Below are 24705 nucleotides of genomic sequence, written 5' to 3' on the forward strand. Positions count from 1 at the left end.
AAAAGTCTCGAATTAAGTCACGTTAAATACCTCGTGCTAACAGCGCCCAAATGGCATTTAGGGCCAAATTTCATCGAGTGTTATTTTCGCGGAGATGCTGTGCTACCACGGATCACCAACTCAAATGGCAAAAGTGATTGCGCAGCAATCACTTCACCCGAAATGGCAGACAGCATGGATTTAGCAGCCAGCCGACCAAGATCTTGTGTCGGCAGACTGACGGTCGTCAGTCCCGGGTTGATCGCTTCAGCGATCTCAAGGTTATCGATGCCGCAAATTGAAAGATCACTCGGGACGTGCAGGCCCATACGCTGAGCTTCTAGCAGCGCGCCCACTGCCAACAGGTCGTTTCCACAAAAAATTGCTGTAGGTTTTTTTCGATTAGCCATCAGCTTCCTTAAACCTAAACGCCCGCCCTCGAGATTAAAAGCTTGCTCGGTGACCAACGTGGGAAGTAATGACAGACCTGCCTGAGTGAGTGATTTGCGCACGCCATCAATGCGACTGCGTGCGCGATCGTTGTTAGCTGTCAAACCAGAGATCACCCCAATACAGCGATGTCCCAATTCCAGCAAATGAGTTGCAGCTAATCGAGCGGCGCCCTCGTTATCAAACCCAAGCGACGGTAAGCGTGGATCACATGACCAAGTTAGCAAAGTTGGCTTACGCCAGTCGCTCAAAGCTTTCCAAAGGCGGGGTGCGTGGTCAGTTCCAACCAAGACCAAAGAATCCACTCCGCGCTGTTGTAGTGCGCGAACCAATTCAAACTCGGTGACAGGATCGTATTCATGGCTGGCGACCAACAATTGGTATCCCGCCTGAGCCAGCGTCGTTTGCATAGCCTGCGTGCTACGCGCAAAGATAGCGTGATCCAGTGTGGGTATGACGCATCCAACAGTATGGGTTCGTCCAGAAGCCAAAGCGCGTGCAGCAGCATCAGGTTGGTAATCAAGCTGCGTGATCGCCGTCATGACTTGTTCTCGTGTTTGGTCACTAACCACCTCGGGCCTGCTGAGAACGCGAGAAACAGTTGCAGTAGAGACGCCAGCCAATCGCGCGACTTCTTCAATGGTGATGCGTTGATTCATGGTTTTCAGCATGCCACAAGAAAACGTCGAGGCCGACAAATATGTAAGCGCTCTCAAGATAAATAGTCAGTGTTTTCCCTGTCTTTTTGGTGTATTCGGGTTTCCATGATTGACAACGGAGATCAACAAAATGAAAGTACATGCAAGCGCTTACATTTTAGAAATTGTTTTTTCGAAGACTGTTGAAAGGAAGCATGGTGGGATTAACCCAAAGAAAAAAATACCGTCGCGGAATTGTGGGGTTCGCAACGATCCTGCTATTGCTGGTCTTTTGGTACTTTGCCACCACGTTAACCGGATGGATCAATCCATCACGCTTTCCTCGTCCAGACGAAGTTCTGAGTGCATTCACATTCATTCAGACCGAGGGCTACGGAAATGGCAAGTTACACCAGCATGTGCTGCACAGTTTAAAACTCGTGGCAATGGGTTTTGCCGTCGCAGTTAGCGTCGGTGTTCCCCTTGGTTTGCTGATGGGCTATTCACGCCGTGCTGAAGCGCTCATCAACCCTACATTTTTGCTGCTACGTCCTATCCCACCTTTGGCTTGGATTCCTTTGGCCATTGTTTGGTTAGGCCTAGACGATGGCTCAAAGATTCTGGTTATTTTTGTTGCTGCTTTTGTCCCGTCGGTCATCAACAGTTACACCGGGGTTCGCAACATAGACGCCCCAGTCATGGAGGCAGCCAGCATGCTCGGCATCAAAGGGTGGCGCATGGTTGCCGAAGTGCTGGTGCCAGGGGCAATGCCAATGATCTTCACGGGTCTTCGGCTTTCATTGCAGGCGAGTTGGACAACGCTTGTCGCGGCTGAACTGATTGGTGCACTTTATGGTCTTGGAAGTATCTTGAACCAAGCCGCTCAAGACATTTTCCCAGCCATGATTCTTCTGGCCATGGTGTTAGTTGGCATATGCGGTGCCTCAACTACTTGGGTGCTGGGGGCTCTAGAAAACCACGCTATGCCTTGGCGCAAAGGAAGAGTGGCCACATGAAAAAAGACCTTAATCCACAACACTTTTGGATTTTGACGATCACAGGAACAGTTGGTTTTTTTGCCTTTTGGTATCTGGCGCGGGTACTCCAATTTGCACCACCTCAATTTTTACCAATGCCACATGAGGTCTTGTTCAAACTTTTCGAACTCATGGACAAACCATTTGCAGGTGCCACCTTGCCGGAACACATGGCCGCCAGCTTGAAGCGATTTGGCATGGGCTTTGGATTGGCTGCACTGGTGGGCATTCCTTTAGGTTTGTCGATGGGCTGGTACCGGCTGCTGGACGATGTCATCACTCCAATTTTTGATGGCGTGAGATTCATAGCGCCTGTTGCTTGGGTGCCATTTGCAGCGCTTTGGTTTGGCACGGGCATCGGTGGCCCGACATTGATCATCTTTGCTGGGGCTTTCCCTCCTTGCTTGATCAACGCTTATCGCGGAGCACGGAACGTCGAGGTTCGATACCTGGAAGCTGCCAGCATGCTGGGCGTAGGTAGTTTTAAAACAATTACAGAAGTGCTATTTCCTGCGGCCGTGCCTTCAATCATCGCAGGCTTGCGCATTGGCGCGGGGCTGGGGTGGCTGTCGCTCGTTGGCGCTGAACTCATCGTCGCGAGTAGCGGAATGGGTAATTTGATTCTGCGCGCACAAAGCGCCTTGGCTACAGACACAGTGATGGTGGGAATGATTGCCATCGGTGCAATTGGCGTGGTGATCGACATACTGATTCGACGTTTGGAAAAAGTCCTGCTGAGACACAGGAATGTTTAAGAAGTCTTTTTTACAGAAATAATTCACATGGCCACTATTGAGTTCAGCGATGTCAGCCGCGTTTTTGAGCGCGACGGCAAAGACTTTCTTATCCTTGACAACATCAATCTGACAGTGCAAGACGAAGAATTCGTAGCTATCGTCGGACCATCGGGGTGTGGAAAAACAACCTGTATGCGTATGGCCGCGGGCCTTGAATTTCCAAGCACTGGCAGCGTGAAGGTCAACGATATTCTGGTGTCTGGGCCGGGTCCAGATCGAGCGGTTGTATTTCAGCAATTCGCACTGTTTCCATGGAAAACAGTTCATGACAACATAGATTTTGGACTGCGTGGCCAAGGGATTGACAAAGAAGAAAGAGAAAGTCTGATAACCCATTACATCGCTTTGATGAACCTGAAAGGGTACGAAAGCGCTTACCCGCATCAACTGTCAGGAGGCATGCAACAACGCGTTGCCATTGCAAGGGCCTACGCGCTGAACCCTCAAGTGCTACTTATGGATGAGCCCTTTGGTGCGCTTGATGCACAGACCCGAGTGGTGATGCAAGAGGAGCTTGTCAAGCTAGCTCGTAAAAACCCACGCACCGTCCTTTTTATTACCCACGCTGTAGAAGAAGCTGTTTATCTGGCAGATCGCGTTGTCGTCATGACAAGCCGGCCGGGAAAAATTAAAGAAATTCTTGATGTGAAGTCCGTCCGTGAAGCCGAAAAGTGGGACCAGCACAGCAAGATTGAAGACGTGATGGATCAGGAAAGCTTTGTCCATTTACGCACCCGAATCTGGAAGTCTTTGCGTGAAGAGCACGCGGGCTCAGATCATTGAACTACAACCCAAAAGGAGACATCGACATGAAGCAATTCACTGCAGCCGCTGCACTCGGCATTAGCCTTGTTTTTGGTATTTCAAGTAACGCTCAGGCACAGGCATTGACGCCTATCAAAATCAGCTACCAACCATCTCTTTACTGGGCCTTGCCCTTTCATATTGCGACTGAAAAAGGCTGGTGGAAAGAAGCAGGTTTGGCACCAGAATTTTCAACTTTCCCTGCTGGTGTTCCTCAAATCGCAGCTTCTGCAGCAGGGTCGTGGGATGTGGGAGGTACTGGCTCGGTGCCTGCGGTGCTGGGGCATGTTCGTTTTGGCATAAAAACTATCGGTATCACCAATGATGAATCTGCAGCCAATGGTCTAGTGGGCAGCAGTAAATCAGCGGCTGAATTTGCAAAAGATCCGGCTGGAACTTTGCGTGGTAAGACGATCACTTTGACTCAAAATTCAACAGCTGACTTCGCTGTGCAGGCTTGCTTGAAAAAGTACGGTCTCAAAAAATCTGATGTGGTCATGAAAAACATGGGGCAAGCCGAAATCATTTCGGCACTGTCTTCCAACAACACCGACTTGGCAGGCATGTGGGCACCCAACACCTACACGGTGGAAGAAAAAGCTGGCGCAAAAATGCTGTGCAGTGGCAAGGACAGCGGAGCCATCGTGCCTGGTGCTTTGATCGCACGGGGTGACTATGCCAAGCAAAACCCACAGAACGTTGCCAAATTCCTGGCGGTCTATCTGCGCGCCTGGAGTTGGATGAGCGCGAACCGTCCAGAAGCTATTCGCATGATGAAAGACTTTTACGCCAAAGGTGGCGTCAGCATCAGTGATGCGGCTATGAATAAAGAGTTTGAAAGCCGCCCAACTTTCACGCTAGCTCAACAACTCAAAACCATGGAACGAACAGGTGGCGCTGCGAACTCCAAAATGGACGGATGGTTTACAGAGCTGTCTGGGTTCATGCGTGAAACAGGTGCTGTTCAACAAGTTCCTGCTGTGGCTGATTTTGTGACAGACGAATACATGCAAATGGTGCAGGCTGACGTCAAGTTGCGCGAGATGGCCAACTCAACACGGTAATCGGTTCACCTGGGGCGCCATGTTTCTTGCGTGGGCCCCAGTTGATTATTGACTTTTATTGTCTTGGGCTATTGATGAGGCGCTTAGCAAATCTTTTGCCTTGATTTAAACAAACCACCTAAACCAGGAGAACAACGTGGCCATCACGTATTTGAAAAAAGCGGACAAGACGCCTGAAACCGAGACAGCAACGGCTCAAAAAGTTGTCAACACCATGCTCGCAGAGATTCAGAAAAACGGAGAAGCAGCCGTGCGCAAGTACGCCAACGATTTGGATCAATGGACGGGTGAAGTGATAGTTACCCAAGAGCAAATTGAAGCCAATGCGCGCGAAGTACCAGAGCAGGTCAAGGCCGACATTGATTTCGCAATCAAACAGGTGTATGACTTCGCACAAGCACAGCGGCGCTCACTTTCCGAGTTTGAGGTCGAACTGCACCCTGGCGTTACGGCAGGTCAACGCGTAATGCCAGTCAACGTGGCGGGCTGTTACGCGCCAGCAGGTCGTTACGCTCACATTGCCAGCGCCTACATGGGTGTGGCAACTGCCAAGGCAGCGGGCGTTAAGACCATCATTGCCTGCTCGGGTCCCTTCCGCGGTGGCCCGATGCACCCGTATCTTCTCTACGCCTTCAACAAGGCTGGCGCCGACATCATCATGACGCTGGGTGGGGTGCAAGCCATTGCCACGATGGCCGATGGTTTGTTCACTGGTAAGCCTGCAGATGTGATCGTGGGACCAGGTAATAAATTTGTAGCTGAAGCGAAAAGAGCCTTGTTCGGCAAAGTGGGCATCGATGTTTTTGCGGGCCCCACCGAGATCGGCATCATTGCGGACGAAACCGCTGACCCTGCCATTGTGGCCAGCGACCTTGTAGGACAAGCTGAGCACGGCCATGAATCGCCAGCATGGCTTTTTACAACCAGCCGAAGTTTGGCTGAAGAAGTTATGCGGCAGGTGCCCAAGCTGATTGACTTGCTGCCCCCCACGGCACGTGATGCAGCTGGATCTGCATGGCGCGACTATGGCGAAGTGATGCTGTGTGACACACGAGACGAGGTGGTGGAAATCTCCGACCGATATGCCAGTGAACACTTGGAAGTGCACGCCAAAGACTTAGATTGGTGGCTCAAGACACTGACCTGTTATGGCTCCTTGTTTTTAGGCGAAGAAACCACTGTGGCCTATGGCGACAAGGCCAGTGGCCCAAACCATGTGTTGCCCACTAAAGGAGCAGCCCGTTATTCAGGGGGTTTATCGGTTCATAAGTTTATGAAAACCTTTACCTGGCAACGAATGACTCGCGCTGCTGCGCGCGATATTGGTCTGGCCACAGCGCGTATTTCAAGGTTGGAGGGGATGGAGGCCCATGCCCGAACTGCCGATGACCGATTGGCCAAATATTTTCCAGGTCAGCAGTTTGAACTGGGCGAGCAGGTCAAGTTATGAAACTGGAGTCTCTCTTTAGTCTGCAGGGAAGAACCGCATTGGTCACGGGCGGTAACTCCGGCATCGGGCAAGCCATGGCAACGGCGCTTGGTTTGGCCGGAGCCAAGGTGGTGCTGATGGCGCGTCGTCTCGAAGAGCTGGAGCAAGCAGCCGATAAATTGCGCGAGCAGGGTGTCGTGGTCAACTGCTTGACGTGTGACCTGTCCGACGTGCTCGCCGCGGGGACAGGTGCTGCTAATGCGCTGGCGCTTGGTCCGGTGGATATTCTCGTTAACGCTGCAGGCGTCAACTTGCGAGAACCCTTCGCCCAGGTGACGCCCGAGAGCTGGCAAACCCAGATCAACCTTCACCTGAGTGCGCCGTTTTTTTTGACTCAGGCCCTGGCACCTTCCATGGCCAAACGTGGGTGGGGCCGAATAATCAACATCGCCAGCTTGCAAAGCTACCGCGCCTTCGGCAACAGCGCTCCTTATGGCGCAGGCAAGGGCGGCGTGGTGCAGTTAACCCGGGCTATGGCGCAGGAATGGTCAACTAAAGGCATCAACTGCAATGCGGTGGGGCCAGGTTTTTTTCCAACCGCCTTAACTGCGACGGTGTTTGGCAATGCGCAGGCTGCACAAAAGAATGCCGACCAAACCTGTATCGGCCGCAATGGTGACTTAACCGACTTGTATGGCTTGACTGTTTTCCTGGCCAGCGATGCGTCCAGCTACATAACTGGACAAACCATCATGATTGACGGTGGCTTTTCCGCAAAGTAGCACCCCTAAGCACAAGGAAGAATCATGTCGTTACTAGATACTTATTGGATGGGTTTTAACCCAAGCGCGAGGTCAAGGCTTTGAAACCAGCCGACACTCATCCGGCCATGATTGGGTCGTTGCTTCCCCCCAGCGGTGTGACGCCGCTGAATTTCAGCCCTGGACCGACATGTCTTGCGGTTGAGGTTCAGACAAGCATCAAGGCCTTGTTCGACGCGGAACGCATGTGCTCGATGTATTTGTCGCATCGGTCACCTGAGTTTTTAGACATCCTTGCCAACGTGGTGCAACGCTGCCGCATGGCAATGAACATTCCTGAACAGTATGAAATTCTTTTTATGCATGGTGGTGGGCACGGACAGTTTGCGGCGGTCCCGCTCAACCTTTGCCCCAAGGGCGATGAAAAAGCGACCTACTTGGTCAATGGCACTTGGTCCAAACGCGCCTTGTCCGACGCCTCAAAATATTGCCGCCCCATTGTTGTTTCCTCCGAGAACACAGATGGCACGTTTACCCATAACCCATCCTTTGAACATTTAGATCCTGAATCCAAGTATGTGTACCTTTGCTCGAATGAAACGGTGAACGGGATTGAGTTGCATCAGCTTCCCAAGCTGAGCATCAAAGCCCCCTTGGTGATTGACGCATCGTCAGACTTTTCCACCAAGCCTATTGACTGGTTAGGCAGCAACGTGGGCGTTCTGTATGCCTGCGCATCCAAAAACATCGGTCACCCCGGGTTGACACTGTGCGTGATTCGAAAAGACTTGCTGGGCACGCCTAGCCAACTTTGCCCAGGCGTGCTTTGCTACACCACCAATGCGCGTGAGGGCAATTTGTGGAACACCATCGCCACCTTCAATGTCGAGGTGGTCAACATTTATATGCAATGGATGATCGCGCAGGGTGGTGTGCATGAAATGGAGCGCCGCGCTATTGCAAAGTCGTCCATGCTGTACGACTTGATCGATAAGTCGGAGGGGTTTTATTCCACCCCAATCGCAGATCCCTCCATCCGCAGCCGCATGAACATCCCCTTTGATGTCGCCGGTGGCGATGAGGAAACCACCCGGGACTTCCTGATCCAAGGCTGGGAACAGGGCATCGTAGGCTTAAGAACGCTGACCCCATTTGGAGTTGGTAAGTATTTAAGGGCCAGTTTGTACAACGGTGTCAGCGTGCATCAAGCCGAGGTATTGGCAGACTTCATGGCAGGTTTTTTGAAGACCTATCGCACCAAAGATTCTGCAGCTTAATTTCAAACACCCTTCAAGCGCATGCTCTAAATAATTCACGCAACAACCTAACTCGGAACACATGCCATGAAAGCACTCGTTTACACCAACCCACTCGAAGTCCAAATCCAAGACCGCCCTGAACCCGACTTGGTTGCGGGCGAAGTGGTTTTACGCATTGATGCCGTGGGCATTTGCGGCTCTGATATGCACGCTTATCACGGTCACGACCCACGCCGCAAACCCGGGCTGGTTTTAGGACACGAATTTTGCGGCACCGTTGTGAAAAGCGATGCGCCCGGCTTCACGCTAGGTCAACGCGTGACGGGCAATCCACTCATCACCTGTGGCGTTTGTGACTACTGCGTGCAAGGTCGCAACAATTTATGCAGCCGCCGCACCATGGTGGGCATGACGCGCCCGGGAGCTTTTGCCCAATTCATGGCTATTCCGGCAGCTTCACTGATTGAGATGCCTCAAGACATGCCCGCCATTCAGGCGGCCCTGACCGAACCTGCGGCCACTGCGCTGCATGCCATCAACATGAGCCTCAAGGCCATGGCTCGGCCTTTGCCAGAAAATCGCACGCTGATCATTGGCGGTGGTGCGATTGGTATGTTGGCCGCCTTGTTGCTAAAGACCTATGGCGCACGTGGAACGGTATTGGCCGAAGTCAATCCACTTAGACGCCAATCGGCTGAAAAACACGCGGGGGTCACCACCTACGATCCACGTACAACTTCGGCTGAAGAAAATGGTTTTGACTATGTCATTGATGCCGTGGGTAGCAAGCTCACCCGGGTCGCCGCCCTTAATGCCGTCAAACCAGGTGGTGTGGTCATGCACATTGGTCTGCAAGACTGGGCAAGCGAGATCGACATGCGCAAGCTCACCTTGGCAGAGATCACACTGATGGGCACTTACACCTACACCACAGCAGATTTGCGAGCCACCGTGAAGTTGTTGTACGAGGGGGCATTTGGCGATTTGTCGTGGGTAGAAAGTGTGCCGATGGCCGATGGTGCAAAGGCTTTTGCAGACCTTGACAGTGGCCAGATCGCATCCAGCAAACTGGTTTTATTGCCCTGAAAAGCTATAAAACGCAGGCATTGCAAACTCCATAGTTTTAGGCCCACAAGCCTTGTGGCACCTGCCCGCACTTCCACAAATCATGTAATTTGAATGCCTCATGGGGTAAACACCATCTCATTAATTCATATAGATGATTTATATTAATTTTCAAGAACAGACTTCAAGCTTGCGTTCAACAACTCAGGCGCCAAATGTTTCAACCCATCCAAACCACTCAAGGAGAATTTTGTGATCCATTGCGTACTGCATGAAGAAAAAGACAGCGTTGCTGTCGTCGTCGTTGAAGGCATCGAAGCCGGTCAAAGCATGACTGCGCTGATCTTGGACGACAACCGCACCATCACGATCAAGGCCAATGCGGCCATCCCTATCGGACACAAAGTGGCCGTCAAGGCGATGGCACTGGGTGACACGGTTATGAAATACGGCACAGACATTGGCAAGGTGGTCGCAGCCATTGCCATTGGCGATCACGCCCATGTCCACAACATCAAAACCAAGCGTTGGTAATTCAACGCTTAACGACCACTCATTCTCATCAAGGTTTATCTCATGACCCTCATTAACAAAAACACCACCTTCAGAGGCTATCGTCGTGAAAACGGCCGCGTCGGCGTTCGCAACCACGTCATCATCTTGCCGCTGGACGACCTATCCAACGCAGCGGCAGAGGCTGTGGCCCACGCCGTCAAGGGCACCATGGCCATTCCACACCCTTATGGACGTTTGCAGTTTGGCGCTGATCTGGAGTTGCACTTTCGCACGTTGATTGGTGCAGGCTCAAACCCCAACGTTGCAGCGGTGGTAGTCATTGGCATTGAAGACAGTTGGACCAAGACCGTGGTCGACGGCATTGCAGCCACGGGCAAGCCTGTGGTGGGCTTCGGCATCGAGGGCCATGGCGACCACGACACCATCATGCGCGCCTCCAAGGCGGCCAAAAAGATGGTGCAGCACGCTACCAGCTTGCACCGCGTGGAGTGCCCTATTTCTGACCTCTGGATTTCGACCAAATGCGGGGAGTCCGACACCACCTCTGGCTGCGGCGCCAACCCAACGGTGGGTAACGCCTTTGACAAACTTTATGGCTTGGGCACCACCTTGGTGTTTGGCGAAACCTCCGAGTTGACAGGTGGCGAGCATCTGGTGGCCGCACGCTGCCGAACCGAACAGGTGCGGACAGACTTCATGAAAATGTTTAACGACTACCAGGACATGATCAAGCGTCACGCCACCACCGATTTGTCTGACTCACAACCCACCAAAGGCAACATTGCAGGTGGCTTGACCACCATCGAAGAAAAAGCCCTGGGCAACATCCAAAAAATCGGCAAGGAATGCATGGTGGACGGTGTGCTAGGCAAGGCTGAAATGCCCACAAGCCCGGGCTTGTGGTTCATGGACTCATCGTCGGCCGCTGCCGAAATGGTGACCCTTTGCGCGGCCTCAGGTTTTGCGGTGCACTTTTTCCCTACAGGTCAGGGCAACGTTATTGGTAATGCCATCGTCCCCGTGATCAAACTCTGCGCCAACCCTCGTACCGTGCGCCTGATGGGCGAGCACATTGATGTGGACTGCTCGGGCCTGCTGCAACAAGAGCAAACCATGGATGAGGCGGGTGATTTGCTGCTCGACATGATGATGCAAACCATCAACGGACGATTCACCTCAGCAGAAGCGCTGGGCCACCGGGAATTTGTGATGACCCGCTTATTCGAAAGTGCTTGATGCTTCTTTGGGCTGAGGCATCTTCCTCAGTTCAACCCTCTAAACCCTAAGGAGATTGTTATGACTACAAGACGATTGACTCTTCACGCTTTGGCATCGGCTGCGGCCGTGTCTGCTGCTCCCTCACTCGCGGTCGCGCAGAGCTTGGGAGACTACCCATCTAAGCCGATAAGGTACATCGTGCCCTTTGCTCCAGGTGGTTTGACCGACGTGATGGCGCGCATGATCGCACTCCATGTCGGCACGTCACTTAAGCAAACCGTTCTGGTGGACAACCGCGCAGGTGCCAGTGCAAATTTGGGGGCGGATATGGCGGCAAAGGCCACGCCTGACGGCTACACATGGCTGGCAGTGACGCTGGCCCACGCCGTTAACCAATCGCTGTTTAGCAACTTGCCTTACAGCTTGGAAAAGAACTTGGCGCCCGTGGCCCATTTGGCGACAAGCCCACTGGTGCTTGTGGTGAATGAAAGTAACCCCGCCAAGACGCTGGCTGATTTTCTATCGCAGGCTCGCGCCAAACGACTCAATGCGGGATCTAGCGGCAACGGTACACCACCTCATCTAGGTCTTGAGTTGTTGGCCAACAGCGCCAAAATTGAGGTGACTCACATACCCTACAAAGGCGGCGCCCCTTCGCTCAACGATCTGTTGGGATCACAGCTTGATTTCATCGTGTCCAACATGCCCGAATGCGTTGCCTTTGTTAAATCTGGAAAGTTACGTGCATTGGCCGTGACTTCCGGCAAAAGACACCCCTTGCTTCCTGATGTACCTACATTTACCGAATCCGGAATGCCTGGCGTCGAGCTTGAAAACTGGACAGGCTTGATGATGCCTTTCGATACACCCAAGGCCATCATTGAAAAAATATCGGCAGAGGCGATAGGAGCGGTGAGAACGAAGGAAGTCAATGAACGTGTGGCAGCGATAGGCTTCACCCCAACGGGACTTGGCCCAGCAGAATTTGGCGAGATCATCAAAAAAGATGTTTCTCGATGGCGTGAAATTGTGAAGATCCGCAACATTCAAGCTGCCTAAGTCGGGTCCAAATGAAAAAAATCGTGATCACCGAATTTATGGACGAGTCGGCTGTAGCGTCTTTGCGCACTAGTTTCAACGTTGTCTACGATCCGAAACTGGTCGATAACACCCAACACCTAATGGCCAGTGTGGCCAATGCCGATGCCGTTATTGTGCGCAACCGTACCCAAGTACGGGGCGACTTATTGGCAGCTTGCGCGCAGGCCACCGTCATTGGCCGACTGGGTGTGGGCCTTGACAACATCGATGTTGCAGCATGCGAAGCACGAGGCATGCAAGTGATCCCTGCCACCGGCGCGAATGCGCTGGCTGTCGCCGAATACGTCATCGGCACAGCCATGTTTTTGCTGCGCGGCGCTTATCAGTCCAGTGAGCAAGTTGCCAATGGCGCATGGCCTCGGCCGTCACTGTCGAACGGGCGCGAAATTTCAGGCACCTGTCTCGGACTGATCGGCTTTGGAGGAATCGGTCAATTGACCGCCAAATTAGCCCAAGGCCTTGGCATGCGTGTGGTCGCACACGATCCTATGTTGCCGCCCGACAGTTCGGTGTGGACAAGATCAGGTGTTCATCCCAACACGCTAGATCAACTCATCGCTCAAGCTGACGTCATCAGCCTTCACGTTCCGTTGACGCCTGACACAAGCAACCTCTTATCGGCGCAGCGTATTGCACAGATGAAACCGGGGGCCATTGTCATCAACACCTCTCGCGGCGGCATTGTGGACGAATCAGCGGTGGCCCAAGCTTTGCGCCAAGGTCACTTGGGAGGCGCGGCGTTCGATGTGTTTGAGCCAGAGCCCCTCGGATCTGGCACATTCTGGCAAGGTTGCCCTAACGTCATCCTCACTCCGCATGTGGCGGGTGTTACCGCCGAATCCAATGTGCGCGTTTCAACTCTGATCGCGTCCGCTGTGGCGAATGCCCTGAAAGTCTGATCTCCCATGCTTCACGCTTACGAAGAACTCAACGCACTGGTTGAATCGGCATTGACCCATGCAGGTGCATCTCAAGACCAAGCCCAAGCCACAGCGCAAGCTTTGGTAACTGCCGAAGCCAGCGGCCTGCCGTCGCATGGCCTGTCGCGTGTCAGCATGTATGTCGGCCACCTCAAGGCGGGGCGTGTGGTGGGGAATGCCGTGCCGGTGATCAAAAACCAGCGCGCAGGTGCCGTGCTGATTGATGCAGCAAATGGCTTTGCTTTTCCTGCTTGCCGCATGGCTGTTGAGCAAGCCATTGACAGAGCCAGGCAGCACGGCATCGCCATTGCCGCGGTGACCAACAGCCACCATTTCGGCATGGCTTCTTATCATTTGGATCCTGTTGCAGAGGCGGGTATGGTCGGCATTGCTTGTGGCAACTCGCCTGCAGCCATGCCGGCAGCAGGGGGCAAGCGCGCCATTTTTGGCACCAATCCCATTGCAGCGATTTTTCCCCGAACGGGCCATCCTGCGGTCAGCGTCGACCTGTCCTTGTCAGAGGTTGCTCGCGGCAAGTTGATGGTGGCAGCCGACAAGGGTGAATCGATCCCGCTGGGCTGGGCCCTTGACCAGGATGGGAACCCCACAACCGACCCCAAAAAAGGTTTGGAAGGGTCCATGCTTGCCATCGGCGGCACCAAAGGGGCCATGTTGGCGCTGGTGGTTGAGTTACTGGTGACCACCTTGACCGGCGCCCACTTTGGTGCTGAAGCAGACACGTTTTTCAAGCCGCAAGGCAATCAACCCCAACTGGGTCAAGTCTTCATCGTCATCGACCCCAAGGCACTGGGTGGTAATGCGGTTTACACAGAGCGCATAGAGGCACTGGTAACGGCCATGATGGCTGATGAAGGCGTGCGCCTACCGGGTCAACGGCGCATTCAGCTACTCGCGGCGGCCAAGCAAACAGGCCTCAATGTGTCTCAGGCGGTGCTGGACTCAATCCGCGCTTTGTGCTGATGGGGCGTTCAGATCAGCTCTTGGGTTCGGTGGGCACAAAACTCAAAACACACGCTCCTGGTATTTTGATTTGCACTGTTATCGCACTGTCCTCGACCTTTTTGTCTGAGCACTACGGCGGCCCGCAACTGCTTTATGCCCTTTTGATTGGACTGGCGCTTCATTTTTCGTCTCAACAAGCAAGCAACATTATTGGTATCAACTTTTGCGCACGCACCGTACTTAGATTTGGTGTAGCTCTATTGGGCATTCGAATTACTTTAGGACAAGTCACGCATTTAGGTACTCATGTGGGCTTAGTCTTGGTGTCGGCGGTTTGCATCACTATCGCATCGGGTCTTTTGTTAGCCAAGGCTTTCAGAAGGCCCTCATCTGAGGGCTTGCTGTCAGGTGGAGCTGTGGGCATATGCGGTGCATCTGCTGCCATGGCCATTGCTTCAGTGCTTCCGCCAACGCGCGAAAACGAGCGATTCACTCTGATGGCCGTCGTGGGTGTCACCGTGTTGTCAACGCTGTCGATGGTGGCTTATCCTTTGTTTTTGAATTGGGTGTCTGCACCACCCGTTCAATCAGGTATTTTTCTGGGCAGCACAATTCATGACGTGGCTCAAGTGGTCGCCGCCGGCATGATGATGGGGCCAGAAGCAGGGGATGCCGCTACGGTGGTCAAGTTGTTCCGTGTTGTTTTGCTGCTACCTGTGGTGATGCTGATCGCATTCATCTACCGCCAATGGGGAACCTCTGACGACGCAAGTCAAGTGTCCCAAAAGACACCTGCTTTGGTGCCAGGTTTTTTGATTGGTTTCATGGCGTTGGTCATGTTAGCCAGTACGGGCTGGGTGCCGACGGTGGTCACTGACATGGCCAACAACGTCTCGCGATGGTGTCTGGTCATCGCAATTGCCGCGGCTGGTGTTAAAACAAGTTTGGGTGAACTTGCCAAAGTGGGTTGGCAGCCTGTTCTGATGCTGGTGACGGAGACGCTAGTGATCGCATGCTTTATGTTTGGCGCCATTTTCTTTTTTAATATTGGCCAAAATTGACTTCTCACTTGGCGCTACTCGACGCTATTCCACGCCACCTGCCCTAAGATGATTGATAACAGTCTTTCTGGGGCTTGAGTGTTTGTATTTTTGAAAGACTTTTCCGCATGCTTTATCGCCAAGTCAAACGGCAACTGATCAACGACATTCAGTCCGGTTTTGCGGCACCAGGTGCAGCTTTGCCAAACGAAAAAGATTTGGCTCAGCGCTTTCAGGTTTCGGTGGGTACGGTCCGGCGAGCTGTGGACGAATTGGTGGCGGAGCATGTGCTACTGCGCCAGCAAGGACGGGGCACTTTTGTTGGCAAGCTTGATCGCGAACGTTTCATGTTTCAGTTTTTTAAAATTGCGCCGCGAGATGGGCCTAGTGAATTTCCCGAAGTGCGGCTTCATAAATTTTCCAAATCACGCGCTAACCAATTAGAAGCCCAAGCGCTCGGGCTGCACGGCAATCAATCGGTATTTCGCATCGAAAACGTCCTGCACCTGCAAGGAAAACCTGTAATCCACGACAAGATTGCCATCTCTGAGGCTATGTTTCCTGGGTTAAATCAAGCGGCCCTGACGGCCAGAACCACTACGATTTACGGGCACTATCAGTCTGCGTTTGGTGTGACGATTGTGGAGGCAGATGAAAGGGTTCGGTCCGAGGCGGTCTTGACAGACAGTGCGCAGTTGCTCAATCTAGATGAGGGTACGCCTGTGTTGCGCATTGACCGTGTTGCGCACACCTTTGATCGTAAACCTGCTGAATTTCGTATATCAATCGTGGATACACGGAGTTTTGATTACGTCTCGCGAATGCGAGAAATGACATGACTGACCTTGCAATAAATGCCAGGGATTTCGCGAAGACCTTGGCGCTTGAAGCCGCTCACATGATCCAGCATGCCGCTGATCAGCACCATGCCATCGAATTAAAGTCGGCCGGCGACTGGTCAAGTGCATTGGATAGACGCATAGAAGAACACCTCAAGGCGCGCATTGCCGAACAGTATCCTGAACATGGATTCCTGGGTGAGGAAAGTGCAAACTCGTATGTGACAGATGGTCTGCTTTGGGTGATCGACCCCATAGATGGCAGTATGAATTTTCTACGTGGCTACCCACAGTACAGCGTGTCCATTGCTCTGCTATCAGATGGCGAGCCGATTGCCGCGTGCATTGTTGATCCTTGCCGACAAGAGGTCTTCAGTGCCGCAATGAATCAAGGTGCCACGCTAAATGACAAACCTATAAAAATTGCAAACACAGAGCATTTACAGCTTGCCATTGCTGCCACAGTATTTCCAAAGCCCACATCTGCATCAATGCCAGATTACTTGACACAGTTTGACCGAGTCGTGTCCACACTCTCGGGTGTTCGTCGATCGGGCAGCATGGCGCTGGAACTTGCATACCTAGCGGCAGCAAGGATCGATGTATTTTGGTCGCATGACATGGGCAGTTGGGATGCCGCGGCTGGTGTGCTTTTGATTAAGGAAGCCGGTGGGCATGTTTTCACTCTGGATGACTTGGTCTGGCATGAGTCTCGCCGTATTGCGGCTTCTGCGCCACAACTGTCACAACAATGGCGCCAATTGATCCTTCCCCTTCAGCTATAAGCCCCGTGAATCAACGGCTGATGTGGTGGGTTCATCGAGACTACAAATATTTTGGGTACATTGGGCACAAATTTTTTAAGGATCTAATCTTTGTCAAGTTCCCGCCAATCAAAAAACCTGTTTTTGTCTTTCGTGTATTTCGGTGTCATGGCTTTTTCTTTCATGACACATGCACAAGCCCAAACCACGCTTCGCGTGACCACCATCCCTGAAGAGGCCGCCACTGAGCAGGTGCGCAAGTTCACGCCTTTAGCCACCTATCTGGAAAGCCAGTTGGGCATGAAGGTGCAATTCACCCCAGTGACCGATTACCCCGCCGCCGTAGAGTCCTTGGTCAACAAGAAGGTCGACTTGGTCTGGTTTGGTGGCTTCACCTACGTTCAGGCCAAGCTTCGCTCGGGGGGCAAGGTTGTGCCATTGGCGCAGCGCGAAGAGGACACCAAGTTCCAGTCGGTGTTCATTGCCAAGACCGATTCAGGCATCAAAACACTGAACGACATGAAGGGCAAGCAAGTCTCGTTTGGCTCGCAAAGCAGTACTTCGGGTCATGCGATGCCTCGGGGTGTTCTTGTGCAAGCGGGAATTAACCCTGAAAAAGACTTCAAACGCATCGCCTACAGCGGCGCGCATGATGCCACGATCGCCTCGGTAGTCAGTGGCAAGGTCGATGCCGCCGCGCTCGACATCACCGTTTGGAAAAAGTTCGTGACTGAGAATAAAGTCGATACAAAGGACGTGAACGTTTTCTTCACTACGCCAACCTTCTTCAATTACAACTGGTCAGTGCATGCCGACATGCCAGTTGCGTTGCAAGAAAAGATTAAAGCGGCGCTGCTGGCCTTGAATCCCGCCAATCCCGAGCACGCTGAAATTTTGCGTCTGAACCGCGCAACCCGTTACATTGAAACCAAGCCTGAGAACTACAAGGAATTAGAGGCGGCCGCTCGAAATTTGGGTCTACTTTGAAGCGACGGAGCTCACTAGTTTGAACATCGACCTTCAAGCCCTTGAAGCCAGGCATCCGGCAGCGCTGCCAAGCGCGCCTGCGGCCTTGCGTGCGATGAACCTGCAACTTGCCGCTGGCGAGCATGTGGCCATCATTGGCCCATCAGGCGCGGGCAAGACGACCTTGTTGCAGGTGTTGGCTTGCGCACAGCCGCCCACTCAAGGCCAACTGCAGCTGGCCGGTGTCAACCCTTGGACATTGCCCGCACGGATGTTGCGCCGTTTGCGCGGCCAGTTGTTTTTGGCACCACAGGTGCCGCCGTTGCCGCCTCGCCAACGCGTGGTGACCTCGGTGCTGGCTGGGCGTTTGCCCGCCATGGGTTTGTGGGCAAGTTTGCGCTCGCTGTTTTACCCCGCCGACATTCCGGCCGCTTACGCAGCGCTGGTGCACTTCGACTTGGGTGACAAATTGTTTGAACGCGTTGACCGCTTGTCGGGTGGTGAACGCCAACGCGTGGGCCTGGCGCGTGCCTTGTTGGCCCCGGCCAGTCTGTGGTTGATCGATGAGCCTTTGTCAGCACTCGACCCGATGCGCGCTCGTATGGCCATGTCCGCGCTAGTGGGGCTGGCGCGTGAAAGGCAGGTCACGCTGGTAGCCACTTTGCACCAAGTGGATATGGCACTGGCGCACTTCCCACGCATCATTGGTTTGCGCGACGGGCAGTTGGCTTTCGATTTGCCAGCAGCACAGGTCAGTCCTGAGCGTCTGGCTCATTTGTACGACCAGTACGAACATGAGTTGCGAAGCGAGGCTCTGCCCGCAACACCTGCGCCTGTAGTGATGCATTGCCGCTGAGGCATTCAGATCCTTTAAGCCCCTCGCACTGCACATGTCCGTCGTTGTCTCTCCTTTGTCTCCTGTTCGCGACCCCGCTTTTGCTGCGCGTGTGTTTTGGCTGAGCTTGGCGCTGGTGCTTTTGTGGCCGCTGGGTGTGGCCACTGAATTCCGCCTCTGGGTGCTTTGGGAACCGGAGAATCGCAAAGTCACTGCCAATTTTTTGCGCAGTTTTTGGCCTTTGGTGTACAACGCCGAATTTTTGCAAATGGTGGTTCGCGAGACTTGGCGCACCGTGGCCATGGCAACTGCCGGCGTCACGCTGGCGCTGTTGCTGGCCGTGCCTTTGAGCTTGCTTGCCACGCGGATGCTGTCGCTCTCGGCCTTATCCGGCCGCATGAACCGCTGGCCGGCGTTGCTGCGCTGGTGTGTGCGGGCAACCTTGATTGTTCTGCGAAGCATTCCAGAATTGATTTGGGCACTGGTGTTTGTGCGTGTGGTCGGCCTTGGCCCTACAGCGGGTGTGTTGGCAATTGCGCTGACCTACGGCGGCATGCTGGGCAAGGTGTACGCCGAGATTTTGGAAAGTGGTGAAAGCCACGCCACCCAAACCCTCATGCGCAATGGCAGTGGTCGACTTCAAGCCTTTGTGTACGCGCTGCTGCCCAGCCATGCGGCTGAACTGGCCTCTTATACGGTTTACCGATGGGAGTGTGCCATCCGCTCTTCGGTGGTGCTGGGCTTTGTGGGGGCGGGCGGTCTGGGTCAGCAACTGGACAACTCGATGAAGATGTTCAATGGCGGTGAGGTGGCCACTTTGCTGCTGGTGTTCATTGCATTGGTGGCTTTGGCCGACCACGTGAGTTCTTGGCTGAGAAAGGCCTTGGCATGAATACCCGTCCGACAACCGCCACCCCTAAAGTGGTGATGACCTTTAGTAATGAAGCGGCCAATCCGCCCTGGAAACTGCCACCACCCCTCTTTAACGCCCGCTGCCGCGCATGCTGGTTTACAGCCGCTCTGCTGGTGTTGGTGCTGGCCAGTTTTGTATCGCTGGACTTGGACTGGGCTGCTTTTGCTTCGATGGAAGCGGCGCGCAGCATGGGCCGTTTTGTAGCCGAATTTTTCCCCCTCGATCTATCGCACGACTTTGTCCGCAAAGTTGGCTGGGCCGCTTGGGAAACTCTGGCCATGTCGGCGCTGGGTACGGTTTTGGCTGTTGTGTTGGGCTTGGCCCTAGCCGTTCCTGCAAGCCGGATGACCCAACATGACTCGGCTTGGCTTCGAAGCCCAACGCGCTGGCTGCTTAATGCGCTAAGGGCTATTCCTGAACTGGTTTGGGCTGCGTTGTTGTTAATTTCTGCAGGTCTTGGCCCCATGGCGGGTACCCTGGCGCTGGCCCTTCATACCAGCGGTGTTTTGGGTCGGCTGTTTGCGGAAGCCATGGAAAATATTCCTACGGGTCCTGGCGATGCATTGAGAATTCAAGGAGTGGGGCCATTGCGCGTCTTTGCCTTCGCCACCTTCCCGCAGGTTCTTCCGCAGTTGATGAGCTACACGCTCTATCGTTGGGAAAATAACATTCGCGCCGCTGCTGTCTTGGGCGTGGTGGGCGCGGGTGGTTTGGGCCAGTTGTTGTCTTTTCATATGGGCCTGTTTCAAATGAACAAGACTGCCACTCTACTGGTGGCCATGCTGCTGATGGTGGCGTGTGTGGATGCGCTAAGTTTCAGCTTGAGGCGATGGCTGAATCGTTGACTTAGTATTCGATTCAAACGATGTAGCGATAAATTAATTACAAATGTTCAATGAGATTTTGATGCAAGATAAACAGCCCTTACTTTTTGACATTCATCAAGAAAACAAAGACGCAAATGTTCAAGAGCTGATTCAAGGTTTGCTTTGCACACAAGCGATCCTGTCCCCAAAGTATTTTTATGATGAGCTAGGGTCTGTGCTTTTTGATGCAATTACTCTGCTGCCTGAATATTACCCAACCCGGACAGAGTTACAAATTTTCACTCACCAAGCGAGCGAAATTCATGCGCATTTTCCTAAGCATGCAACATGGATTGACCTTGGAGCAGGTAGTTGTCAAAAAGCAGTGAGCTTGTTTTCCAGCACCATGCCAGCAACTTATGTTGCTGTTGATATTTCGGTTGAATACCTCACAAATAATTTAAGAGATTTACAGGCCAAATACGCAGCAGTCAGTGTGGTGGGTATAGGCATGGACTTTTCAAATTCACTGACCTTTCCAGCAGCATTGCAAGAGCAACTGACAGCAAATCCAATATTGGCCTTGTATCTTGGCTCCAGTTTGGGGAATTTCAATCCAACTGAGGCGTTTTACTTTTTACAAAGAATTGCTGACCTTTGCAAAACGGGGCAGCCTGGTTCAGGTCTCATCATTGGAATCGACTTGGTCAAAGATGTAGACACACTCGAGCGTGCCTATGCGGATGACTTGGGTGTCACAGCTGCCTTTAATTTGAATGTGCTCAGGCGAGTCAACAGTTTATTGGGTTCAGATTTTGATCTACTTGATTGGCAACATATCGCACGCTTTAATGTCCAAGAGTCGCGCGTTGAAATGCATCTTCAGGCAAAGCGAAATTTGGTTGTGAATTGGCAAGGGCACCAACGTCATTTTAAAAAAGACGAGACCATACATACCGAAAACTCTTACAAATGGACGGTTGAAAATTTTTCGTCCCAACTGATCAAATCGGGTTTTTCAAATATTCGGCACTGGACTGATACAAAATCGCACTACGCTTTATTTTGGGCTAGCTAGTCTCAAACCTACTTAAATTTAAAGTGTGCAGGTTCTGAAGCCTGCATAAATATCATTGCGTTCAGGTGTGAAAAAATTTCGATAATTGATATCTCGCAAAACTGCATGCGTTAGGTGCGAGGCCCCTCGGAGAACTTTGTGTGTGCCAAACCAAGGCACTGAGTAATCAGCGTAAGGGTGTGCAACAAAGCCGTTATAAGGCTCAAAAGCGTCTTGCGTCCATTCCCAAACATCTCCCCATTCAAAACCTATTGATGTTTTAGCAGCGCAATCCCACTCGGCTTCAGTCGGTAATCGACATTTGGCCCAATGACAGTAGGCTTGAGCATCAACCCAAGACAAATGCACTGCTGGTAAATCCATATTTAAAGGTGCCCAGCAGCCAAATACTTCAGCTTCAAAATCAGTGGCCGTTTTTCGAATGTAATTTGGAAGTTGGTAGCCCGTAGTATTTACAAAATCCAAATACTGCCCCCAGTTGACTGGCCGCAGAGAAATTTCAAAGTCTTGAATTGAGCAATTTTTTTCAGTCAATTCGTTGTCAAAGCAAAACGTTGTTTCTTTTATGGCAGAGCTTGACGAGAAACCACTGGATCCAAGCTTCCAAGTTTGTGAGGGTACCTGGGCTGTTTTCTTTTCATGAATTTGCTGTTGACTATTTCGGGCTTTTGTTTCGTTTATTTCTGCTTGTTTTTGCCAAAGTGCTTGGTAAGGAATCCCAAGGGATTGCGCCATATAGGCGCTAGCCTCAAGGTGCATTGCCTCATGTTGCAGAACCAACCAATAAAAATAGAGCGCCGGGCTATGGTCGGCTTCGCTGTGTAAAAGTTCAAGTGTGTGAGCTAAAGTTTGCTCAGCATATTGAATGCAATTTTGGGGCGTAAAAAGTGTTAATGCCCAGCGTGTCGAATGAGGAACATTGGCACTGTCAAACCACACGTCAGCTTCTTTGAGAATCGATGCTTTGTGTAGATTTGAAACCCCATACGCTAGCCCCAGTGAGCGTTTTGGGTTACGAGCAATCCAGTATTCTTGAAACCACACAAGGTGGCCCAGCTCCCAGACGGGCAGATTCATTCCTGTTTTTAGAGGAATGTTGAGTTTGTTGGCTCTCAAATAGTACTGAAATGAGTTGAGTGTCTGTTCTCTGAGTAGTTGAAGAGACTTTGACAGTGTCAGGACATTTACATGACGCATCGATTTTTTTATCCTTTTAGCTATCCTTGGCTACTGAATATGAAACCAGATCCCAATAAAAAGAAACTTCAAAAAAAGTTTCAAACATCAAAAGTACCTAATGTTCAACATGATAAAAAAACTGTTGTCATTGTAAGTCCCGCATTAGCCAGCGCCAATAACGGTAATTGGCAGACAGCCAAACGCTATGGTCAATTTTTGAAGACGCAATTTCGAGTGCGAATTGTCAGTGAGTGGGACGGCTCAAAATCAGATGATGTTTTGATTGCTTTGCATGCGCGAAGAAGTTTTTCGTCAATCGCGGCTTGGCACTCCATCAATGGCGCCAACGGTTTGGTAGTCGTGCTGACGGGCACTGATTTGTACAGAGATATCAAACACGACCCTCAGGCTCAACAATCGCTAGAGTTTGCTTCTCGCCTCATTGTTTTGCAGCCACTGGGACTTGATGAGTTGCCCCCTCACTTGAGGTCTAAAACTGAGGTCGTTTTACAGTCAACGACACCACGAGTGACCTTGTCTAAATCTTCGCGTGACACACGCGCTGTCATGGTGGGGCATCTGCGAGAGGAGAAGTCTCCGCGCACATTATTTGAAGCCGCAGCCTTGCTTGGGCAGCAAGGTCATATGCAGATCCAAATCAAGCATATTGGTGCAGAGCATGATCAATTGCTTGCAACTATGGCGCATCAAACAGCGACTTCATACCCCCAATACCAATTCACAGGCGCCTTAAGCCACGCCGAGACCCGCCGCCAAATTCAACGGTCGCACGTGCTTGTTCACACAAGCGTGATGGAGGGCGGAGCGCATGTGTTGATGGAGGCGGTTTGCAGTGGCGTCCCTGTTATTGCTTCTCGCATTCCGGGCAACATGGGCATGCTTGGACAAGACTATGCAGGTTTGTTTCCAGTGGGTGACGCGCAGGCCCTGGCTGACATGCTGGTTCGCTTTCGGCATGACTCGGAATTTGAGCAACTGTTGAAGAAGCAGTGCGCACTCTTAGCGCCTCTTTTTTCGCCTGAGTACGAGAGAAAAACGTTACTTACAATCATTCAAAGTCTGATTTCAGCGCGGCATTTGTCTTGATTTTTTGATCCAAACCAACCTTCCTTTTGCACCCAAAAAATGACTATCCATCTTTCTGAACCTCGTTTGACTTCCCTCTCGCACGGCGGAGGCTGCGGTTGCAAAATTGCTCCAGCGGTTTTGTCCGAAATTCTTAAAAGCACATTACAGATGCCGATTCCCAAAGAGTTGCTGGTGGGAATTGCAACAGCAGATGATGCAGCGGTTTACAAGCTGAACGATCATCAAGCATTGATTGCAACGACAGATTTTTTCATGCCCATCGTCGACGACCCATACGAATTTGGGCGCATTGCAGCTACCAATGCCATTAGCGATGTTTATGCCATGGGCGGAAAACCCATCTTGGCTCTGGCGTTGGTTGGCATGCCAATCAATGTGCTGTCAACAGGCACCATCGGCAAAGTTCTTGCTGGAGGCGCATCTGTTTGCAATACTGCCGGCATTCCAATTGCTGGCGGACACACGATTGATTCAGTCGAGCCCATTTATGGATTAGTTGTGCTGGGCTTGGTTCATCCCGACCGTGTGAAACGAAACGATGGCGCGCGTGTTGGAGATGTGTTGGTGCTGGGCAAGCCAATTGGTGTGGGTGTTTTATCTGCCGCTCTCAAAAAAGAAGCGCTCGATGCGCCAGGTTACGAATCAATGATCGCCAATGCAACCAAGCTCAACACACCTGGTCCCGAGTTGGCTGAGTTGTCTGGTGTGCATGCTTTGACCGACGTGACTGGTTTTGGTTTGGCGGGTCACGCCCTTGAAGTTGCAAGAGGCGCAAACCTAACTGCCCATATCAATTGGGCAGATGTGCCTTTGCTTCCCAATGTGTCCGTGTTGTTGAAAAATGGCTATGTCACTGGCGCTTCAGGTCGAAACTGGGATGGCTATGGAAACGAAATTAGCCTCGGAAATGAGGTGCCTGATGAATGCCAGGCCTTGTTATCAGATCCCCAAACCAGCGGTGGTTTGTTGGTCAGTTGTTCCGCTGAAACAGTGCCCGAGGTGATGGCTATTTTTAGCCGTCATGGGTTTGATGATGCAGCTGTAGTGGGGCACATCGGTGAGTTGCAAAACGCACGGTTGATCGTCAGCTGACGTTTATGTCCGTTTTAAGTTTGCTTGCTGTGGGCCATTCCTATTTGCCTGAGGAATGGTTATTTCAAGGCCTCGACTTTGA

Annotated in this window: 25 protein-coding genes; 23 read left to right on the forward strand and 2 right to left on the reverse strand. The window is 52.2% G+C overall.

The features are described from left to right. Positions 1-80: 80 nt before the first annotated feature. Positions 81-1100, reverse strand: a complete 1020-nt coding sequence (locus ABWP81_RS01300) for a LacI family DNA-binding transcriptional regulator (RefSeq protein WP_353138463.1) — start codon at positions 1098-1100, stop codon at positions 81-83. Between the two features lie 182 nt (positions 1101-1282). On the opposite strand from ABWP81_RS01300, the gene ABWP81_RS01305 reads away from it, so the two are divergent. The 21 genes from ABWP81_RS01305 (at position 1283) to egtD (ending at position 21242) form a co-directional block, all read left to right on the forward strand. After that, positions 1283-2083 carry an ABC transporter permease gene (locus ABWP81_RS01305; protein ID WP_353138465.1) on the forward strand — a complete coding sequence of 267 codons (801 nt, stop codon included), beginning with the start codon at positions 1283-1285 and terminating at the stop codon, positions 2081-2083. Continuing rightward, positions 2080-2859 carry an ABC transporter permease gene (locus ABWP81_RS01310; RefSeq protein WP_353138468.1) on the forward strand — a complete coding sequence of 260 codons (780 nt, stop codon included), beginning with the start codon at positions 2080-2082 and terminating at the stop codon, positions 2857-2859. The genes ABWP81_RS01305 and ABWP81_RS01310 overlap by 4 nt, the downstream gene beginning before the upstream one ends. Before the next feature lie 27 nt (positions 2860-2886). Then, positions 2887-3684: an ABC transporter ATP-binding protein gene (locus tag ABWP81_RS01315; RefSeq protein ID WP_353138471.1), complete on the forward strand. Its 798-nt coding sequence runs from the start codon at positions 2887-2889 to the stop codon at positions 3682-3684. A gap of 26 nt (positions 3685-3710) precedes the next feature. Then, positions 3711-4769, forward strand: a complete 1059-nt coding sequence (locus ABWP81_RS01320) for an ABC transporter substrate-binding protein (RefSeq protein ID WP_353131622.1) — start codon at positions 3711-3713, stop codon at positions 4767-4769. A 136-nt stretch (positions 4770-4905) separates the two neighbouring features. After that, a complete protein-coding gene (gene hpsN / locus ABWP81_RS01325; protein ID WP_353138474.1) occupies positions 4906-6219 on the forward strand; it encodes a sulfopropanediol 3-dehydrogenase in 1314 nt (437 codons plus the stop codon). Beyond that, complete coding sequence (locus tag ABWP81_RS01330) at positions 6216-6980, forward strand: SDR family NAD(P)-dependent oxidoreductase (RefSeq protein WP_353138477.1); 765 nt, start codon at positions 6216-6218, stop codon at positions 6978-6980. Before hpsN ends, ABWP81_RS01330 begins: the two co-directional genes overlap by 4 nt. Before the next feature lie 107 nt (positions 6981-7087). After that, a complete protein-coding gene (serC, locus tag ABWP81_RS01335) occupies positions 7088-8236 on the forward strand; it encodes a 3-phosphoserine/phosphohydroxythreonine transaminase (protein WP_353138524.1) in 1149 nt (382 codons plus the stop codon). Positions 8237-8302: 66 nt separating this feature from the next. Continuing rightward, positions 8303-9304, forward strand: coding sequence for a galactitol-1-phosphate 5-dehydrogenase (locus ABWP81_RS01340; RefSeq protein WP_353138480.1), 1002 nt, complete (start codon positions 8303-8305; stop codon positions 9302-9304). 231 nt (positions 9305-9535) lie between these two features. After that, positions 9536-9817: a UxaA family hydrolase gene (locus tag ABWP81_RS01345; protein ID WP_353131617.1), complete on the forward strand. Its 282-nt coding sequence runs from the start codon at positions 9536-9538 to the stop codon at positions 9815-9817. Positions 9818-9859: 42 nt separating this feature from the next. Beyond that, on the forward strand, positions 9860-11035 hold the full coding sequence (locus ABWP81_RS01350) for a UxaA family hydrolase (protein WP_353131616.1): 1176 nt from the start codon (positions 9860-9862) through the stop codon (positions 11033-11035). Positions 11036-11095: 60 nt separating this feature from the next. Further along, complete coding sequence (locus ABWP81_RS01355) at positions 11096-12076, forward strand: Bug family tripartite tricarboxylate transporter substrate binding protein (protein ID WP_353138483.1); 981 nt, start codon at positions 11096-11098, stop codon at positions 12074-12076. An 11-nt stretch (positions 12077-12087) separates the two neighbouring features. Then, complete coding sequence (locus ABWP81_RS01360) at positions 12088-13017, forward strand: hydroxyacid dehydrogenase (RefSeq protein ID WP_353138486.1); 930 nt, start codon at positions 12088-12090, stop codon at positions 13015-13017. A gap of 6 nt (positions 13018-13023) precedes the next feature. Further along, complete coding sequence (locus tag ABWP81_RS01365) at positions 13024-14019, forward strand: Ldh family oxidoreductase (protein WP_353138489.1); 996 nt, start codon at positions 13024-13026, stop codon at positions 14017-14019. Then, the gene (locus ABWP81_RS01370) at positions 14019-15062 is read left to right on the forward strand and encodes a YeiH family protein (protein WP_353138492.1); all 1044 of its coding nucleotides are present in this window, start codon (positions 14019-14021) and stop codon (positions 15060-15062) included. Before ABWP81_RS01365 ends, ABWP81_RS01370 begins: the two co-directional genes overlap by 1 nt. A gap of 107 nt (positions 15063-15169) precedes the next feature. Beyond that, entirely contained in the window at positions 15170-15880 is a 711-nt protein-coding gene (locus ABWP81_RS01375; protein ID WP_353138495.1) for a GntR family transcriptional regulator, read from the forward strand. After that, the gene (locus tag ABWP81_RS01380) at positions 15877-16665 is read left to right on the forward strand and encodes an inositol monophosphatase family protein (RefSeq protein WP_353138498.1); all 789 of its coding nucleotides are present in this window, start codon (positions 15877-15879) and stop codon (positions 16663-16665) included. The genes ABWP81_RS01375 and ABWP81_RS01380 overlap by 4 nt, the downstream gene beginning before the upstream one ends. Before the next feature lie 132 nt (positions 16666-16797). Next, positions 16798-17631, forward strand: a complete 834-nt coding sequence (locus tag ABWP81_RS01385) for a putative selenate ABC transporter substrate-binding protein (RefSeq protein ID WP_502905499.1) — start codon at positions 16798-16800, stop codon at positions 17629-17631. A 19-nt stretch (positions 17632-17650) separates the two neighbouring features. Continuing rightward, positions 17651-18466 (forward strand): phosphonate ABC transporter ATP-binding protein, encoded by an 816-nt coding sequence (locus ABWP81_RS01390; protein ID WP_353131608.1) that lies wholly within the window; start codon positions 17651-17653, stop codon positions 18464-18466. A 34-nt stretch (positions 18467-18500) separates the two neighbouring features. Next, the gene (locus tag ABWP81_RS01395) at positions 18501-19337 is read left to right on the forward strand and encodes a PhnE/PtxC family ABC transporter permease (RefSeq protein WP_353138501.1); all 837 of its coding nucleotides are present in this window, start codon (positions 18501-18503) and stop codon (positions 19335-19337) included. After that, positions 19334-20203, forward strand: coding sequence for a phosphonate ABC transporter, permease protein PhnE (phnE, locus tag ABWP81_RS01400; RefSeq protein WP_353138504.1), 870 nt, complete (start codon positions 19334-19336; stop codon positions 20201-20203). The genes ABWP81_RS01395 and phnE overlap by 4 nt, the downstream gene beginning before the upstream one ends. A gap of 61 nt (positions 20204-20264) precedes the next feature. Continuing rightward, complete coding sequence (gene egtD / locus ABWP81_RS01405; protein ID WP_353138507.1) at positions 20265-21242, forward strand: L-histidine N(alpha)-methyltransferase; 978 nt, start codon at positions 20265-20267, stop codon at positions 21240-21242. 18 nt (positions 21243-21260) lie between these two features. On the opposite strand, the gene ABWP81_RS01410 is transcribed toward egtD, so the two are convergent. Beyond that, positions 21261-22319 (reverse strand): SUMF1/EgtB/PvdO family nonheme iron enzyme, encoded by a 1059-nt coding sequence (locus ABWP81_RS01410; RefSeq protein WP_353138510.1) that lies wholly within the window; start codon positions 22317-22319, stop codon positions 21261-21263. 111 nt (positions 22320-22430) lie between these two features. On the opposite strand from ABWP81_RS01410, the gene senB reads away from it, so the two are divergent. Both senB and selD read left to right on the forward strand, forming a co-directional pair. Beyond that, positions 22431-23528 carry a selenoneine biosynthesis selenosugar synthase SenB gene (gene senB, locus ABWP81_RS01415; RefSeq protein WP_353138512.1) on the forward strand — a complete coding sequence of 366 codons (1098 nt, stop codon included), beginning with the start codon at positions 22431-22433 and terminating at the stop codon, positions 23526-23528. Positions 23529-23567: 39 nt separating this feature from the next. After that, positions 23568-24623, forward strand: a complete 1056-nt coding sequence (selD, locus tag ABWP81_RS01420) for a selenide, water dikinase SelD (protein ID WP_353131602.1) — start codon at positions 23568-23570, stop codon at positions 24621-24623. Positions 24624-24705: the final 82 nt, after the last annotated feature.

The sequence above is a fragment of the Limnohabitans sp. genome (assembly GCF_040401135.1).
GTDB lineage: Bacteria > Pseudomonadota > Gammaproteobacteria > Burkholderiales > Burkholderiaceae_C > Limnohabitans.

What these genes read in the sequence shown, in the direction of transcription:
- ABWP81_RS01350 (WP_353131616.1), top strand. Translation starts at nt 9,860, where the DNA reads ATGACCCTCATTAACAAAAACACCACCTTCAGAGGCTATCGTCGTGAA.
- ABWP81_RS01375 (WP_353138495.1), top strand. Translation starts at nt 15,170, where the DNA reads ATGCTTTATCGCCAAGTCAAACGGCAACTGATCAACGACATTCAGTCC.
- ABWP81_RS01380 (WP_353138498.1), top strand. Translation starts at nt 15,877, where the DNA reads ATGACTGACCTTGCAATAAATGCCAGGGATTTCGCGAAGACCTTGGCG.
- ABWP81_RS01410 (WP_353138510.1), bottom strand. Translation starts at nt 22,319, where the DNA reads ATGAATCTGCCCGTCTGGGAGCTGGGCCACCTTGTGTGGTTTCAAGAA.
- serC (WP_353138524.1), top strand. Translation starts at nt 7,088, where the DNA reads ATGATTGGGTCGTTGCTTCCCCCCAGCGGTGTGACGCCGCTGAATTTC.
- ABWP81_RS01305 (WP_353138465.1), top strand. Translation starts at nt 1,283, where the DNA reads ATGGTGGGATTAACCCAAAGAAAAAAATACCGTCGCGGAATTGTGGGG.
- ABWP81_RS01330 (WP_353138477.1), top strand. Translation starts at nt 6,216, where the DNA reads ATGAAACTGGAGTCTCTCTTTAGTCTGCAGGGAAGAACCGCATTGGTC.
- senB (WP_353138512.1), top strand. Translation starts at nt 22,431, where the DNA reads ATGACGCATCGATTTTTTTATCCTTTTAGCTATCCTTGGCTACTGAAT.
- egtD (WP_353138507.1), top strand. Translation starts at nt 20,265, where the DNA reads ATGCAAGATAAACAGCCCTTACTTTTTGACATTCATCAAGAAAACAAA.
- ABWP81_RS01320 (WP_353131622.1), top strand. Translation starts at nt 3,711, where the DNA reads ATGAAGCAATTCACTGCAGCCGCTGCACTCGGCATTAGCCTTGTTTTT.
- ABWP81_RS01310 (WP_353138468.1), top strand. Translation starts at nt 2,080, where the DNA reads ATGAAAAAAGACCTTAATCCACAACACTTTTGGATTTTGACGATCACA.
- ABWP81_RS01355 (WP_353138483.1), top strand. Translation starts at nt 11,096, where the DNA reads ATGACTACAAGACGATTGACTCTTCACGCTTTGGCATCGGCTGCGGCC.
- ABWP81_RS01300 (WP_353138463.1), bottom strand. Translation starts at nt 1,100, where the DNA reads ATGCTGAAAACCATGAATCAACGCATCACCATTGAAGAAGTCGCGCGA.
- ABWP81_RS01315 (WP_353138471.1), top strand. Translation starts at nt 2,887, where the DNA reads ATGGCCACTATTGAGTTCAGCGATGTCAGCCGCGTTTTTGAGCGCGAC.
- ABWP81_RS01395 (WP_353138501.1), top strand. Translation starts at nt 18,501, where the DNA reads ATGTCCGTCGTTGTCTCTCCTTTGTCTCCTGTTCGCGACCCCGCTTTT.
- ABWP81_RS01365 (WP_353138489.1), top strand. Translation starts at nt 13,024, where the DNA reads ATGCTTCACGCTTACGAAGAACTCAACGCACTGGTTGAATCGGCATTG.
- ABWP81_RS01370 (WP_353138492.1), top strand. Translation starts at nt 14,019, where the DNA reads ATGGGGCGTTCAGATCAGCTCTTGGGTTCGGTGGGCACAAAACTCAAA.
- phnE (WP_353138504.1), top strand. Translation starts at nt 19,334, where the DNA reads ATGAATACCCGTCCGACAACCGCCACCCCTAAAGTGGTGATGACCTTT.
- ABWP81_RS01340 (WP_353138480.1), top strand. Translation starts at nt 8,303, where the DNA reads ATGAAAGCACTCGTTTACACCAACCCACTCGAAGTCCAAATCCAAGAC.
- ABWP81_RS01360 (WP_353138486.1), top strand. Translation starts at nt 12,088, where the DNA reads ATGAAAAAAATCGTGATCACCGAATTTATGGACGAGTCGGCTGTAGCG.
- selD (WP_353131602.1), top strand. Translation starts at nt 23,568, where the DNA reads ATGACTATCCATCTTTCTGAACCTCGTTTGACTTCCCTCTCGCACGGC.